The organism is Pseudooceanicola sp. NS-SX8 (assembly GCF_057380755.1).
The window spans coordinates 2,943,442-2,958,720 of the sequence record NZ_CM170819.1; the positions used below are offsets into that span (position 1 = coordinate 2,943,442).

Here is a 15,279-nt window from a genome sequence, read left to right on the forward strand (position 1 = left end):
CAGGCCTCTGCATCCGACGGAACAGGCCCGCCAGCGGCCCCGGAACAGGCACAAAAAAAACGCCGGCACGAAGCCGGCGTTCAGTTATTGAGGCAGGTTTCATACAGGCAAGAAACCTATCGAGCAGTGGCTTCTTTATAAGCAATCCTGCGCCGTCATGAAAGCTAAAAGTTTGAAAAGGCGGGAGTCCGCGTCTAGGCTGCAGACCAACAAAACAAGGTTTCCAGGGAGCAGCAGCGAAATGAAACCCAAACACTCCTTCAATCCCGGTCAGGCCCTGCGCGGCTTCGCAGGCTTGCTCGCAGGGGCGATTCTCTGCGCCGCAGCAGCGATTCCCGCGCAGGCTGAACCAAGCCATGGCCTTGCCATGTATGGAGAACCGGCCCTTCCCGCGGATTTCACCCATCTGCCCTACGCCAACCCCGATGCGCCCAAGGGCGGAACCTTCGTGACCGGCAATACCGGCAGCTTCGACAGCCTCAATCCCTTCATCGTGCGCGGACAGGTCCCCTGGCAGCTGCGTTTCCTGACCCACGAAAGCCTTGTCTACCGCAGCCAGGATGAACCCTTCACCGTCTACGGCCTTCTCGCCGAATCGATCGAGACAGACCCGAATCGCCACTGGGTGGAATTCACCCTGCGTCCCGAGGCCAAGTTCTCCGACGGCTCCCCCGTCACGGTCGAAGACGTGATGTGGTCCTACGAAACGCTCGGCACGGAAGGCAACGCGCGTTACCTCGGCCTTTGGTCCAAGATCGAGAAGATGGAGCAGACCGGCCCGAACAAGATCCGCTTCACCTTCAACACCGATGACCGCGAACTGGCCCTCATCGTCGGCATGCGCCCGATCCTCAAGAAGGCGCAATGGGAAGGCAAGGATTTCACCCAGTCCGGCCTGGACGTGATTCCCATCGGGTCCTCCCCCTACGTGATCGACAGCTTCGACCCCGGCCGCAATGTCGTGCTCAAGCGCAATCCCGATTACTGGGGCAAGGACGTTCCCGTTGTTCAGGGGCTGCAGAATTTCGAAACGATCCGCATCGAATTCTTCGGCGATCAGAATGTCCTGTTCGAGGCATTCAAGGCTGGCGAAATTTCCTTCGTTCGCGAATTCAACGCAGAGAAATGGGATCGCGACTACGATTTCCCCGCCGTTCAATCCGGCGACATCGTGAAATCGGAAATTCCCTCGCAGAGGCCCTCGGGCATTACCGGCTACGTGATGAATTCCCGCCACGCGCCCTTTGACGATATCCGCGTTCGCGACGCGATGATCTATGCCTTCAATTTCGAATACATCAACGAAACGATCACCGGCGGCAAACAGCCCCGGATCACCTCCTACTTCTCCCACTCCAAGCTGGGGATGGAACATGGCCCCGCAACGGGCCGCGTGAAGGAGCTGCTGGAACCCTATGCCGAAGACCTCGCCCCCGGCGCGCTCGAAGGCTACGACCTGCCCGTCGGTGACGGATCGGCCCGCAACCGCGCCAACCTCGCCCATGCGGCGGACCTGCTGGACGAGGCAGGCTGGACGGTCGCGGACGACGGCAAGCGCTACAATGCCGCCGGCGACCCGCTGTCCTTCGAAATCCTTCTGCGCCAGGGCGATCAGCAGAACGAGTCGATCATCGACATCTACATGGATGCGCTGGAACGGCTTGGCGTGGACGCCACGATCACCACGGTGGACTCGGCCCAGTACACCCTGCGGATGGAAACCTTCGATTTCGACATGACGGACATGCGGCGTCAGTTCTCCCTTTCCCCGGGCAACGAACAGCGCATCTACTGGGGCGGCGACAGCGCCGATCAGAACGGATCGCGCAACCTGATGGGCGTGAAGAACCCGGCAATCGACGCCATGGTCGACTCCATGCTCGCCTCCCGCTCCTCCGAGGACTTCACCGCAGCCGTGCGCGCGCTGGACCGCATCCTGACGACCGGTCGCTACGTGATCCCGATCTTCACCTACGGTCAGGGGCGCATCGCACATGACAAGGATCTGAAGCATCCCGACGTGATCCCGATCTACGGCGACGGCTTCTACTTCCTGCCCGAGGTCTGGTGGATGGACACGGCGGAGTAACGCCGCCGCCGCTTCACCAGCCATGAAACCGCGGAACGCCGGGCGCCTGCCCGGCGTTTTCCTTTCCGACACCAGGAAAGGAGCTTCCCATGCAATGGCACGCCATCGCCCGCCACTAGCCCGCTTTCGTCCCCGCGATCCGGCAACGCTGGCCAGATGCGAATGAAGCAGACCTTCTCGCCCTCGACGGGACCCAGACAAGCCTCGCGCTCTACCTCGCCGAAAGGACCGGCAGGGACGTCACGGAACTGAACGAGGAGATCGAGGACTGGCGCGCCGGCGCCGCCCCCGCGGACATCCACATGGATGAGCACGAGGACATGGAGAACATCTCCAACTCCGGCCGTTTCGTGCATGACGGGGAAGACGTCTACGATGACGATCAGGCGTTCGGGGATGACGGCGCCGCATCGGCCCCCTCATCGCCCACCCTCGGGCGGACGGGCTGACGCCCTGCCGCTCAGCTCAGCGAGGTGACCCAGAGGATCGTCGCATCGTCCTCACTGACGGAAATCACGTTGTGCCCCATCGAGGCATCGTAATAGGCGCTGTCGCCCCGGCGCATCTCCACCGGTTCGTAGAACTCGGTATAGAGCCTGATGACACCGGTCAGAACGTAGAGGAATTCCTCGCCGTCGTGGCGCACCCAACCGTCGAATTCATCCATCGACCGGGCGCGGATGCGGGCACGGTAAGGCAACATCTGCTTTCGGGTCAGCCGCGCGGCCAGAAGGTCATGCTCGTAGGTGGCCGTCGCCTGCGGCTGGCCCTCGCCCGAACGGTCCAGCGCCATGCGCCCCATGACCTGCTGTGCCTTGGGCGGGGTGAAAAGCTGCGGCACGGAAATGCCCAGCCCCGTCGCAAGCTTCTTCAGCGCGTCGTAGGTGGGCGACATCTGCCCGTTCTCGATCTTCGACAGGGTCGACCGCGCCATGCCGGCCTTCACCGCGGCCTGCTCCAGCGTCCAGTCCCGCGCGCGGCGCAGCTCGCGCACGCGCTCCCCCAGGTCCAGGGGTTCGCCCCCGGTTTCCTCCCCGTTCTCGCGGGCGATGCGGATGAGTGTGCGCGGATCAGTCTCGTTCATGTCCCAGTCTATAGGCAGGGTGGCGTCCGCTTGCAACGCTGGCGCAACGCTTGCCACGGCCCCGCCCGCCCCCTAGCAATATGTCATGACAGACCTTTCCCTCTGCGACCGGGGGCCCTTCGCGCCCTGTCCCGCGCCCTTCAACATGGCCCGGCACGTCCTCGCCGCCGGTGCGGCAACGCCGGACAAGGTCGCCCTGTCGATCCTTGGCCTGTCACGCGCCGAAAGGTGGAGCTTTGCGCGCCTTGAAACAGCCGTACGGGGCACGGCCACGGGCCTGCTCGCTGCGGGGCTTGCCCCGGGCCAGGTTGTGCTGATGCGGCTGGGCAATTCGGTCGACTTTCCCATCGCCTACCTCGGCGCGATTGCGGCGGGGCTGGTGCCCGTGCCCACCTCCGCCCAGCTGACGGAGAGAGAGGTGGCACAGATAATCGCCACCGTCGCCCCGGCGGCCATCCTGCAGGCAGAGGGCATCGCGACACCGACTGTTCAGGTGCCGGTCCTCGGTACGCAGGCGCTGCGCGCCATGCGCGACCTGCCGCCCGCCGACTGGCACATGGGGGACCCCGACCGGCCCGCCTACATCGTCTTCACCTCCGGCACCTCGGGCCATCCGCGCGCCGTGCAGCACGCGCACCGCGCCATCTGGGCCCGGCAGATGATGCACCGGGACTGGTACGGCCTGCAGGTCGCAGACCGCCTGCTCCACGCCGGTGCCTTCAACTGGACCTTCACCCTCGGCACCGGCCTGATGGATCCCTGGACCCTCGGCGCCACCGCCCTCATCCCGGCCGAGGGCACGCCGCTGGAAAGCCTGCCCCTGCTTCTGAAACGGCACGAGGCGACGCTCTTTGCCGCCGCCCCCGGCGTCTATCGCAAGCTGCTGTCGCACCACCCGCAGCTGTCCCTGCCGAAACTGCGCCACGGCCTGTCGGCGGGTGAAAAGCTCTCCGACCGGATCCGGGAGGACTGGCGCGATGCCACCGGGCTGGAGATCCACGAGGCCTTCGGCATGTCAGAGGTCTCCACCTTCCTCTCCGGCTCCCCCTCCGGCCCTGCCGCGCCCGGCACCCTGGGGCGCCCGCAGCAGGGCCGCCGCATCGCCATCCTGGGCCCCGACGGCACGCCCGTCCCGCTGGGAAAGGAAGGCACCATCGCCGTCGCCCGCAGCGATCCCGGCCTGATGCTGGGATACCTGAACGCGCCGGAGGCCACCTCCGCCCGCATGTCCGGCGACTGGTTCCTGACCGGCGATCACGGCACCATGGCCGCCGACGGCTCCGTCACCTATATCGGCCGCACGGGCGACATGATGAACGCCGGCGGCTACCGCGTCTCACCGCTGGAGGTGGAGGCCGCGCTTTCGGACCTTCCCGGCGTGACCGAGATCGCGGTGACCGATGTGGAGGTGAAGGAAGACGCCACCCTCATCGCCGCCTTCTACACCGGCACCCCGCAGGATCCCGCGGCGCTTTCCGCTCTGGCGGCGGAGCGGCTGGCCCGTTACAAGCAGCCCCGCATCTGGCAGCACCTCGACGTGCTGCCGCGAAATCCCAACGGCAAACTGCAGCGCGCCGCCCTCCGCGCGCTCTGGGAGACATCCGATGACCGTGAAGCTTGATATCCTCTCCGATCCGATCTGCCCCTGGTGCTACATCGGCAAGACCCTGCTCGACCGCGCCCTGGCAGAGCGGCCGGCCCATCCCTTCACGATCGAATGGCATCCCTTCCAGCTGAACCCCGACATGCCCCGCGAAGGCATGGACCGCCGCGCCTACCTCGTCTCCAAGTTCGGCGAAGACACGGCCGACCGCGTCTATGGCCAGATCGCCGACCGGGCCCGCGATGAAGGGATCGAAGCCGACTTCCCCGCCATCACCCGCACCCCCAACACCCTGGATGCTCACCGGCTGATCCACTGGGCGGGCCTTGAAGGGGTGCAGAACGTGGTGGTCGATGCGCTCTTCAAGGCCAACTTCCGCGAAGGGCGCGACATCGGCAACCACGAGGTCCTGTGCGATATCGCCGACAGCGCCGGAATGGATGCGGCCCTGGTCGCGCGCCTGCTGGAAAGCGACGCCGACGAACAGGCGATCCGCGACCGCGACGCCCATTCCCGCCAGATGGGCGTCAACTCCGTGCCCACCTTCATCGTCGCGCAGAAACACGCGGTGCCCGGCGCCCAGCCGGTGGAGCTCTGGCTGCAGGTCATCGACGAGATCGCGGGCCAGATCGCGGCGGACGAAGACGCCGGCACCGCCTGACACCGACCATCCGCCCCTGGCAACGAACGCGCATCGGAACCGCCGCCAAGGGCCGCCCGGCCTGCGCAACGCGTCCGCCCGCCGGCCCCATGCGCGCGCGCCGGGGGCGGCGCTGGTACTGCGCGAAAAAACCTGCTAGCCGCATGTAAATCGCAGAGGGAGGAGACCAGATGCCCAAGCGCCTGCACCCGGTGGAATTCGTTGGCCTGATGGCCATGATGATGGCCACCGTCGCCTTCTCGATCGACTCCATGCTGCCCGCCCTGCCGGAAATCGCCAACGACCTGGCGGATGGCGTGCGCAACAATGCCCAGCTGGTCCTGTCGGCCTTCATGGTCGGCATGGGCATCGGCACCTTCTTCACCGGGCCGCTGTCGGACAGTTTCGGACGCAAGCGGGTGATCCTGACCGGCACCGCGCTCTACCTCCTGGGGGCCGTCCTTGCCTGGCGGGCCCCTACGATGGAAATGCTGATCTTCGCGCGCTTCCTGCAGGGGCTTGGCGCCTCGGCCCCCCGGATCGTCTCCATCGCCATCATCCGCGACCTCTACGCGGGCCGCGAAATGGCCCGGCTGATCTCCTTCGTGATGATCGTCTTCACCATCTTCCCGGCCATGGCCCCCTTCATCGGCGACCTGATTATCTCCGCCACCAGCTGGCGCGGGCTCTTCGTCGTGCTCTTCCTCTTTGCCTTCATCGCCGCGCTCTGGCTGACGACGCGCCTGGACGAGCCGCTGCCGCAGCAATCGCGCCGCGCCTTCCGCGCCCGTGCCCTGATCGACGCCATGAAGGAGATGTTCGCCATCCCCATGGTCCGCCTGTCGATCCTGGTGCAGACCGCGATCTTTTCGATGCTCTTCACCTCGATCTCCATGATCGAACCCACCTTCTCCCTGATCTTCGAACGTGCCGACAGTTTCCCGCTCTGGTTCTTCGGGATCGGCATTTTCTGCGCGACCTCCTCCATGGTGAACGCGGCCCTGGTGGGGCGCTACGGCATGCGGCTCATCATTTCGGTCACCCAGGCGGTCTTCCTCGCGCTCTGCCTCCTGATGCTCTGCGTCCACCTCTTCGGTGGACACGGCGCGGGCTACTTCGCCTTCTACGTCCTCTGGCAGGGGGCCGTCTTCTACCAGATGGGCCTGACCATGGGGAACCTGAACGCGCTGGCCATGGAACCCATCGGACATATCGCGGGCCTCGCCGCCTCTGTCCTGGGGGCGATCTCCACCATCACCGGGGCGATCGTCTCCACCATCGTGGCACAGCTTTTCGACGGCACCCTGCTGCCGCAGCTGCTGACGCTGACGGTCCTGGGCCTCATTTCCTTCCCCCTGACCCTGCGCATGCGCGGGCTGGAGCGTAAGCGCGACCGCTGACGCCTATCGGCTGCACGCGGCACGGGCGAAGCCGGACTCTGCGCACGAAAAGTTGTATACCAACGCATACCGGGGTTTCCGCTAACATTAGATTAGTCTATGGAAGCGATGAAAGCCGCACGCGGCTTGATTCCAGCCCGTTCCGAACATCGCAGGGAGCCAGCCCATGACGAAGATCAAGGTGGAGAACCCCGTCGTCGAACTCGACGGCGACGAGATGACCCGCATCATGTGGGATTTCATCAAGAAAAAGCTTATCGAGCCCTATCTGGACATCGACCTGCTCTACTACGACCTGTCCATTCAGGTCCGGGACGAGACGGAAGACCAGATCACCATCGACGCGGCCGAGAAGATCAAGGAAGTCGGCGTCGGCGTGAAATGCGCCACCATCACCCCGGATGAAGCCCGGGTGGAGGAATTCGGCCTCAAGAAGATGTGGCGTTCGCCCAACGGGACGATCCGCAACATCCTCGGCGGCGTGGTCTTCCGGCAGCCGATCATCTGCCGCAACGTGCCGCGCCTCGTGCCCGGCTGGACCAACCCCATCGTTGTCGGCCGCCATGCCTTCGGTGACCAGTACAAGGCCACCGATTTCCACTTCCCCGGCAAGGGCCAGCTGACGATGAAGTTCGTCGGCGAGGACGGCACCGAGATCGAGAAGGTCGTCTATGACGCGCCCGACGCCGGTGTCTACATGGGGATGTACAACCTCGACGAGTCGATCCGCGACTTCGCCCGCGCCTCCTTCAACTACGGCCTGACCGTGGGCTGGCCGGTGTACCTGTCGACCAAGAACACGATCCTCAAGGCCTACGATGGCCGCTTCAAGGACCTCTTCGCAGAGATCTACGAGGCAGAGTTCGCCGACAAGTTCAAGGCCGCCGGCATCTGGTACGAACACCGCCTGATCGACGACATGGTCGCCTGCGCGCTGAAGTGGAACGGCAAGTTCGTCTGGGCCTGCAAGAACTACGACGGCGACGTGCAGTCCGACACTGTGGCCCAGGGCTTCGGCTCTCTCGGCATGATGGCCTCCCAGCTGATGACGCCCAACGGCAAGATCATCGAGGCAGAGGCCGCCCACGGGACCGTGACGCGCCACTACCGCCAGCACCAGGAAGGCAAGCAGACCTCCACCAACTCCATCGCGTCGATCTACGCCTGGACCGGTGGCCTGAAGCACCGCGCCAAGCTGGACGAGAACACCGCGCTGATGGCCTTTGCCACCACGCTGGAAAAGGTCGTCGTGGAAACCGTGGAATCGGGCTTCATGACCAAGGACCTCGCCCTGCTGGTCGGCCCCGACCAGGGCTGGCTCACCACCATGGGCTTCCTCGAAAAGGTCGATCAGAACCTCAACAAGGCCCTGCGCGGCTGACGGCCGCCATCGTCCTGACGACAGCAACGACAAAAGGGGCGGCCATAGGGCCGCCCCTTTTGCATGCGCCCGGTCCCTGGGCGCCCCCGACAGGCGCCCCCGGATGCCACACCCTGCGCCGCTCCGCCGGCACCCGGCGTCAGATGGCCACGGATTGTGCGATCCCCCCTGTGCAGGCGGAACGGGATGCGCTAAAAAGAGGAAGCATTGCTGACTTTGTTTCCAGGGAGAAACATGCCCGCACCTATCCCCATTCCGACCGAATATCGTCAGAACCACACCTGGCTCGAAGACATCCAGGGCATAGCCATCGCCATGCTGACCACGGCCACGGGCCTGGTCTTCATCTCGTCGCTGGGGTTCATCACCGGACAGACCGCCGGGCTGGCGCTGATCATCGCCTATGTGACCGGATGGAGCTTCGGCACGGTCTTCTTCGCCGTGAACCTGCCCTTCTACGCCTTCGCCTGGAAACGGCTGGGCGCGGAATTCACGCTCAAGAGCTTCTTCTGCGTCACCGCCCTGTCGATCATGGTGGACTGGATGCCCCTGGGGCTCAGCTTCGAACACCTCAATCCGATCCTCGGCACCACGATCTTCGGATGCCTGACGGGCTACGGGCTGCTTGGCGTCTTCCGCCACAAGGGATCACTCGGCGGACTTGGGGTCATCGCGCTGCTGATCCAGGACAAGACAGGTTTCCGCGCGGGCTACGTGCAGTTGATCATCGACGCGGTCCTGTTCACGATCGCCTACTTCCTGTTCGACACCCGCACCGTGCTCTATTCGCTCTACGGGGCCGTGATCCTGAACGGTGTCATCGCCTTCAACCACCGGCGGGACCGCTACATCGCCGACTGACCGCCTCTGGACAGTCAATTTCCCCCGGATTACGACGGACGCACCATCACCCGGGGACGAAGATGACCGACACGAACACGCCTGAACAGCGGACGGAAACCGGCAAGGCCGGCCACAGCCTTCTGGAAGACATCCAGGGCATTTTCTACGGCACCGCCATGTCGGGCTTCGGCATCGTTATCCTGACCCAGCTCGGCCTGGTCACGGGCCAGACCGCGGGCCTTGCCGTGCTGATCGCCTATGTCACCGGCTGGGGCTTCGGACCTGTGTTCTTCGTGGTGAACCTGCCGTTCTACTGGCTTGGCTACACGCGCATGGGGCTGAAATTCACGGTGAAGACCTTCATTTCGGTCCTGATGCTCGCCGTGCTGTCGAAATTCATCGGCACCCAGGTCGTCTTTGCGGAACTCACCCCCTGGGTCGGCGCCATCCTCTTCGGCTTCGTCACCGGGTCGGGCCTTCTGGCGCTCTTCCGGCATGGCGCCTCGCTGGGCGGGATCGGCATCCTGGGCCTCTACCTTCAGGACAAGACCGGCTTCCGCGCCGGCTGGACCCAGCTGGCCTTCGATGCCTGTCTCTACGTGGTGGCCTTCTTCGTGCTGCCCGGCGCCGCCTTCCTGTGGTCCCTGCTCGGCTCGATCGTGGTGAACTTCGTCATCGCCATCAACCACCGCAAGGACTGGTACGTCGCGACCTGAGGATCCCCGATGCCCGCCTACCTGACCCTCGTCATCGCCGTGGCGCTTGAAACCATCGGCACCTCCGCGCTGCACGCCAGCCAGCAGTTCACCCGGCTCGTGCCCTCCGCGATCACGCTGGTGGCCTATGGGTTCAGCTTCTACTTCCTTTCGCTGACCCTGCGCCACATGCCGGTGGGCGTGGTCTACGCGCTCTGGTCCGGGATGGGCATCGTCTTCATCGCCATCATCGGCTTCGTCATCTTCGGACAGAAGCTCGACCTGCCCGCGATCCTCGGCATGCTGCTGATCGGCGCGGGCATCGCGGTGATACAGCTCTTCTCCAACGCCTCGCCACACTGAAGCCTGCTCGGCAGACTTCACGTGGCAGACATGAAAAAGGGGCGCATTGCGCCCCTTTCGCGTTCCTTGAAACGGATCCTCGCCGGTTCAACCGAAGGCCTTCAGCCGCTTGATCAGCGCCGAGGTATCCCAGCGACCGCCCCCCATGGCCTGCACGTCCTTGTAGAACTGGTCCACCAACGCGGTCATCGGCAGGGGCGCACCGATCTCATCGCCCGTGGACAGGCAGATGTTCAGGTCCTTGCGCATCCAGTCGACGGCAAAGCCGTGTTCGAACTCGTCCGCCAGCATGGTCTGGTACCTGTTCGACATCTGCCAGCTGCCCGCAGCCCCCTGGCTGATCGCCCCGATCACCTTCTCGCCGTCCAGACCGGCGGCCTGGGCGAAGTTCAGCGATTCCGACAGGCCCTGCACCACGCCGGCAATGGCGATCTGGTTGCACATCTTCGTCAGCTGCCCCGCGCCCGACGGGCCCATCAGCAGGCAGGCCTTGGCATAGGCGTCGATCACCGGCTCGCACCTGGCGAAGACATCCTCGTCACCGCCGCACATCACCGACAGCGCGCCGTTCTCGGCGCCCGCCTGCCCGCCGGAGATCGGCGCATCCAGATAGCCCAAGCCCTTCTCTGCGGCGATGGCGTAAAGCTCGGCCGTGACGCGGGCCGACACCGTGGTGTGATCGACAAGCACCGCGCCCGGCGCCATGCCTTCGAAGGCGCCGCCCTCACCTGCACAAACGGCACGCAGATCGTCGTCGTTGCCGACGCAGGTCATCACGAAATCGGCACCGGCCGCGGCCTCTGCCGGGGTCTTGCCAAAGGCCCCGCCGTGCTCGGCCACCCAGGCTTCGGCCTTGGCCGTCGTACGATTGTAGACCGTGACCTCGTGGCCCTTGGCGGCCAGGTGGCCCGCCATCGGATAGCCCATCACGCCCAATCCCAGAAAGGCGACTTTCACCATGGCTCATTCCCCTGTAATGCTGCACGCGCCGGTGCGGAAACCGGCGCCGCTTGTAAATCGTGGCGCCAGACTGTCCGGCGTCTCGCCGGAACGCAAGGGCAGGAGAACCAATGAAATTCCTTTTCCGCTGGCTGCTGCGCATTGCCGGGGCACTGGTCGTGCTTTCGGTCATCGCTGCCGTCGGAATCTACTTCCTCGCCTCGCGTTCACTGCCCGATTACGACAAGACCCTGAAGGTCGACGGCCTCTCCGCGCCGCTGGAAATCGTGCGCGATACCGCCGATGTGCCGCATATCTTCGGCAAGACCGACGATGACGTCTTCTTCGGCCTGGGCTACGCCCACGCCCAGGACAGGCTGTGGCAGATGATCACCCTGCGCCGTACCGCCCAGGGCCGCCTGTCCGAACTTTTCGGCACCCGGACCCTGTCGGTCGACCGGCTGATGCGGCGCTTCGACCTCTACAACCTCGCCCTGCAGTCGGTGGAAGACCAGGATCCCCGCACCCTGGCCGCGCTGAAAGCCTATTCTGCAGGCGTCAACGCCCGCATCAACGAGGTCAACCGCGATGCCCTGGGCCGCGGCGCGCCGGAGATGTTCCTGGTCGATGCCACCGTCGCCCCCTGGCGGCCCGCCGATTCCATCGCCATCGGCAAGCTCATGGCGCTGCAGCTTTCCGGCAGCCTCGCCTCAGAGGTGGAGCGCGCCCGGGTCTTCGCCGCCCTGCCCGATCCCTCGATGCTGGAAGACATCCTGCCCGATGCGCCCGGCACCGCCATCGCGGCGCCCGATTATGCCGCGCTGATGCCCTCCCTCGACGGGCCCGGTACCCGCTATGCCGATGCGACGCCGTCCCGCGGCTTCACCCCAGAAGGGCTGCCCGACAGCACCTTCTCCCCCTTCGCGAGCAAGGATTTCGCCGGCGCCTCCAACGCCTTCGCCGCCGCGCCCTCGCGCTCAGCCACCGGTGGCACGCTGCTGGCCAATGACCCGCACCTGGGCTTCACCGCGCCGACACTGTGGTACCTGGCCCGGATGGAACTGCAGCAGGGCGGCGTCATCGGCGCCACTATCCCCGGCCTGCCCTCCATCCTGTCGGGCCGTTCGCACTTCCTCGGTTGGGGGCTGACCTCCTCCTACCTCGACGATGCCGATGTCTACATGGAAGAGGTGAACCCCGACAATCCCGAGGAATACCGCACCGCCGACGGCTGGAAACGGTTCGAGACCCGCAAGACGATCATCAACATCAAGGACGGCAAGCCCGTCACCCTGACCCTGCGCTGGACGGACAACGGCCCCGTCCTGCCCGGCTCGCTCTATCGCCTGGGCTCTATCACCCCGCCGGGGCATGTTCCCTCCGTCGCCTGGACCGCGCTTTCGCCCGATGACACCACCCTGTCCGCCGGGGTGAACCTGATGTACGCCCGCACCGTCGAAGAGGCGATCGAGGCCGCGCGCCCACAGATCGCGCCCTCGCAGAACCTGATGCTGGCGGACGCCACGGGCATCGCCTTCAAGATGATCGGCGCCGTACCCGCGCGCGATCCGGCCCATGACACCAAGGGCCGCCTGCCCACCCTGGGCTGGGTCAAGCACAACCAGTGGTCCGGCACCCTGCCCTACGACGACAACGTGCAGATCATCGACCCGCCGGGCGGGCTGCTGGGCAATACCAACAACAAGTTCACCGACCGGCCCTTCCCCGGAAACGTCACCTTCGACTGGGGCGACACCCAGCGGATCCACCGCTGGCAGCGGCTGATGCAGACCCGCCAGGTCCATACCCGCGACAGCTTCATCGAGGCGCAGCTGGATACCGTCTCCTTCACCGCCCGCTCGCTCCTGCCGCTGATCGGCAAGGACCTGTGGTACACCGGCGAACCCGCGCCCGACGGCACGCCCGAACACCTGCGCGAACAGGCGCTGAACCTGCTGGCGAACTGGAACGGAGAGATGAACGAACATCTCCCCGAACCGCTGCTCTACGCCGCCTGGCTGAGGGAGCTTCAGGACAAGCTGATCCGGGACGAGCTCGGCCCGATTGCCGATGATTTCACCCATGTGGATCCGGTCTTCATCGAACGCGTCTACCGTGACATCGACGGGGCCTCCCGCTGGTGCGACATCATCCAGTCGACGCCGAAGGAAAGCTGCACCGACATTGCCCGCCAGGCGCTGGACGAGGCCCTGCTGAAGATCAAGGAACGCTACGGCGACAACCTCGAAAGCCTCCGCTGGGGGGACCTGCACCAGGCGGCCCATGATCACCAGTTCCTGGGCAACGTCCCCGTGCTGCGGTATTTCTTCAACATCCGGCAAAGCACCTCGGGCGGCGACAACACGCTGATGCGGGGGCTGACCTCTGGCACCGGGGACAACCCCTTCCTCAACGTGCACGGCGCGGGCTATCGCGGGGTCTACGACTTCGCCGACCCCGACAGTTCGGTCTTCGTGACCGCGACGGGCCAGTCCGGCCACTTCCTGTCGCGCCATTACGATGACCTGGGCGAACGCTGGCGGCGCGGGGAATACATCCCCATGTCCCTTGACCAGGGGCTTGCACGGGCCGCGGCGGTCGGCGTCACGCACCTTCTTCCCACCGGCGGCTGATCCCCCCCCGGATGGCGGCCCCGCCCGTCATCCGGGGATCCGGCCCGGCCAGCACAGGCCGGCACAGGCCATCAATTGCCAGCCCAGACACATGCCGCCGCCTCAAGGGCATCGCAGACGGCACAATTAACCGGGCGGTACAAACTCATTGAATTGAATTGACCGCTCCTGCCTGCTCTGCCATGCAGGTTTTTCGTATAGCGCGCAGGGACAGCGGGATCCGAAACCATGAAAGTCATCATCTGCGGGGCAGGCCAGGTCGGCTGGCAGATCGCCCGGCACCTTTCTGGCGAAAACAACGACGTCACCGTCGTGGACAACAATCCGGACCTCGTGCGGCGCGCCACCGACACGCTCGACGTGAAGGGGATCGCGGGCTTTGCCTCCTACCCCGACATCCTCGACCAGGCCGGGGCGCGTGACGCGGACATGATCATCGCCGCCACCTTCTCGGACGAGGTGAACATGGTGATCTGCCAGGTTGCCCACTCCGTCTTCTCGGTGCCGCGCAAGATCGCCCGCCTCCGGGCGCGCTCCTATCTCGAAGCGATCTATTCCGATCTCTACCGCCGCGATCACCTGCCGATCGACGTCGTGATCTCTCCCGAACTGGAAGTCGCCGAAGCGGCGCTGCAACGGCTTGCAGCCCCCGCCGCCTTCGACGTGGAACAGTTCATGCAGGGCAAGGCGCAACTGCTGGGGATCAACATCGACCCGGACTGCCCGGTGGTGAACACCCCCCTGCGCCAGTTGACCGACCTCTTCTCGACCCTGCGGGCCGTGGTGGTGGGCATCCGGCGCGAAGGCCGCCTCTTTGCCCCCGAACCCGGCGATCAGATCTTCCCCGAGGACGAATGCTACATCTGCGTCCACGCAGACGACGTTGCCCGCTGCCTGGAGGTCTTCGGCAAGACCAACAAGCAGCAGGATCGCGTGGTGATCATCGGCGGCGGCAATGTCGGGCAGACGGTCGCGAAGCGGCTGGAAGGATCCGGCCGCCGGATCCGGTCCAAGGTGATCGAAAAGAACCGCAAGGTGGCGGAAAGGGCCGCCGACGCCCTGGAACGAACCATCGTTCTGAACGGCGACGGCCTGGATTCGGCCCTGCTGGCCGAAGCGGGCATTTCCCGCGCCGATGCGGTGCTCTGCATCACCGATGACGACAAGACCAACATGCTGGCCGCCGTCCGGGCCAAGAACCTGGGCTGCCCCATGGCCATCGCGCTGATCAACGACCCCACGCTGGTGCCGCTGATGGCGCCGCTGGGCATCGACGCCTACATCAACCCGCGTGCCACCACCGTGTCCTCGATCCTGCGCCACATCCGCCACGGGCGCGTGCGCGGCGTCTACTCCATCGGCGACGCCGAGGCAGAGGTGATCGAGGCCGACGTGCTTTCCACCTCGCCCATGGCCGGCCGTCCGATCCGCGACATCGCCTTCCCCGAAGGCGTGCTGGTGGGCGCCGTGATGAAGGACGGCAAGGTCATGCGCCCCAGTGCCGATCTGCTGATCGAAGAGGGCGACTCGATCATCCTCTTCGCCCTGACCCCCGACGTCCCGGAAGTGGAGCGCCTGCTGCAGGTCTCCATCGACTACTTCTAGGGCC

The 15,279-nt window shown here is 65.3% G+C and carries 13 protein-coding genes; 11 read left to right on the forward strand and 2 right to left on the reverse strand.

Annotated features, from left to right (window positions below; genetic code table 11):
• Positions 1-241: 241 nt before the first annotated feature.
• Together AC2IR1_RS13470 and AC2IR1_RS13475 are read left to right on the forward strand one after the other, a co-directional pair.
• Positions 242-2,089 carry an extracellular solute-binding protein gene (locus AC2IR1_RS13470; RefSeq protein ID WP_486472482.1) on the forward strand — a complete coding sequence of 616 codons (1,848 nt, stop codon included), beginning with the start codon at positions 242-244 and terminating at the stop codon, positions 2,087-2,089.
• Between the two features lie 302 nt (positions 2,090-2,391).
• A complete protein-coding gene (locus AC2IR1_RS13475) occupies positions 2,392-2,538 on the forward strand; it encodes a hypothetical protein (RefSeq protein WP_486472483.1) in 147 nt (48 codons plus the stop codon).
• A gap of 11 nt (positions 2,539-2,549) precedes the next feature.
• Here AC2IR1_RS13475 and AC2IR1_RS13480 read toward each other — a convergent pair whose 3' ends face one another.
• A complete protein-coding gene (locus AC2IR1_RS13480; RefSeq protein WP_486472484.1) occupies positions 2,550-3,173 on the reverse strand; it encodes a helix-turn-helix domain-containing protein in 624 nt (207 codons plus the stop codon).
• An 85-nt stretch (positions 3,174-3,258) separates the two neighbouring features.
• On the opposite strand from AC2IR1_RS13480, the gene AC2IR1_RS13485 reads away from it, so the two are divergent.
• From AC2IR1_RS13485 to AC2IR1_RS13515, 7 genes are all read left to right on the forward strand, one after another.
• Positions 3,259-4,794: a class I adenylate-forming enzyme family protein gene (locus AC2IR1_RS13485; protein ID WP_486472485.1), complete on the forward strand. Its 1,536-nt coding sequence runs from the start codon at positions 3,259-3,261 to the stop codon at positions 4,792-4,794.
• Positions 4,778-5,437, forward strand: coding sequence for a DsbA family oxidoreductase (locus AC2IR1_RS13490; protein WP_486472486.1), 660 nt, complete (start codon positions 4,778-4,780; stop codon positions 5,435-5,437). The genes AC2IR1_RS13485 and AC2IR1_RS13490 overlap by 17 nt, the downstream gene beginning before the upstream one ends.
• A 170-nt stretch (positions 5,438-5,607) precedes the next feature.
• Entirely contained in the window at positions 5,608-6,816 is a 1,209-nt protein-coding gene (locus tag AC2IR1_RS13495; RefSeq protein ID WP_486472487.1) for a multidrug effflux MFS transporter, read from the forward strand.
• Between the two features lie 166 nt (positions 6,817-6,982).
• Positions 6,983-8,197, forward strand: coding sequence for an NADP-dependent isocitrate dehydrogenase (locus tag AC2IR1_RS13500; protein ID WP_486472488.1), 1,215 nt, complete (start codon positions 6,983-6,985; stop codon positions 8,195-8,197).
• A gap of 234 nt (positions 8,198-8,431) precedes the next feature.
• A complete protein-coding gene (locus AC2IR1_RS13505; protein WP_486472489.1) occupies positions 8,432-9,058 on the forward strand; it encodes a YitT family protein in 627 nt (208 codons plus the stop codon).
• Positions 9,059-9,120: 62 nt separating this feature from the next.
• Positions 9,121-9,756 (forward strand): YitT family protein, encoded by a 636-nt coding sequence (locus AC2IR1_RS13510; protein WP_486472490.1) that lies wholly within the window; start codon positions 9,121-9,123, stop codon positions 9,754-9,756.
• 9 nt (positions 9,757-9,765) lie between these two features.
• A complete protein-coding gene (locus AC2IR1_RS13515) occupies positions 9,766-10,098 on the forward strand; it encodes a DMT family transporter (RefSeq protein WP_486472491.1) in 333 nt (110 codons plus the stop codon).
• 87 nt (positions 10,099-10,185) lie between these two features.
• On the opposite strand, the gene AC2IR1_RS13520 is transcribed toward AC2IR1_RS13515, so the two are convergent.
• Complete coding sequence (locus AC2IR1_RS13520; RefSeq protein WP_486472492.1) at positions 10,186-11,058, reverse strand: NAD(P)-dependent oxidoreductase; 873 nt, start codon at positions 11,056-11,058, stop codon at positions 10,186-10,188.
• 110 nt (positions 11,059-11,168) lie between these two features.
• On the opposite strand from AC2IR1_RS13520, the gene AC2IR1_RS13525 reads away from it, so the two are divergent.
• Positions 11,169-13,670, forward strand: a complete 2,502-nt coding sequence (locus AC2IR1_RS13525) for a penicillin acylase family protein (protein WP_486472493.1) — start codon at positions 11,169-11,171, stop codon at positions 13,668-13,670.
• Between the two features lie 228 nt (positions 13,671-13,898).
• Positions 13,899-15,275, forward strand: a complete 1,377-nt coding sequence (trkA, locus tag AC2IR1_RS13530; RefSeq protein WP_486472494.1) for a Trk system potassium transporter TrkA — start codon at positions 13,899-13,901, stop codon at positions 15,273-15,275.
• The last annotated feature ends 4 nt before the right edge of the window (positions 15,276-15,279 follow it).